The organism is Vibrio sp. Y176 (assembly GCF_033438945.1).
The window spans coordinates 1-592 of the sequence record NZ_JAWOQS010000834.1 but is presented as its reverse complement, the minus strand read 5'-3'; the positions used below and the strand labels follow the sequence as shown (position 1 = coordinate 592).

At 40.7% G+C, this 592-nt stretch carries 1 protein-coding gene; it reads right to left on the bottom strand.

What is annotated here, in order from left to right; translation table 11 throughout:
• Positions 1-130: 130 nt before the first annotated feature.
• Positions 131-592 (bottom strand): CoA pyrophosphatase (locus tag R7O13_RS28920; protein WP_318305469.1); only part of this gene is annotated, 462 nt, incomplete at its 5' end.

The window sequence follows — 592 nt, the reverse complement described above, 5'->3', positions numbered from 1 at the left end:
AAGCGTTTGCGGTGAAAATGGCAAATTAATCTAATGTGAATGAATGTTTATGATATAACGTTTTATTAATATTGATGCACATAATGATCGCATTGGTCGTATGATCATTATCGAATGAAAGAGGAGAGATTTAGCCGGAAATGATGTGCTTTTGCATCGACTCAATGATCTGTGCCGTCATGCCCCAGATGAAATGTTGACGATATGGGATAGCAAATACACGATGACTGCTTCTTTTTAACTCAAACTTACTGCTGTAGAGCTTATTTGGGTTCAAAATATGGTTGGCTGGTACCTCAAAAACCGACTCGACCTCATTTGGGTCAATATGCGTTTTGTAATCTGGAGAAATAAAGGCCAAAAATGGTGTCACATTAAATTGACTAATCGTTGGCAGTTTTGGCAACTGACCGAACACATGAATGTGTTTATCTTCTATACCGACCTCTTCATTAGTCTCACGAAGCGCCGTATTCACCAGATGGATATCTTCGGGTTCAAACTTACCGCCAGGAAAGCTGATTTGCCCTGGATGATGCCGAAGATGTTCGGCTCGCTTGGTCAAAATCACTTGTAGGCCTTCAGGTCTATC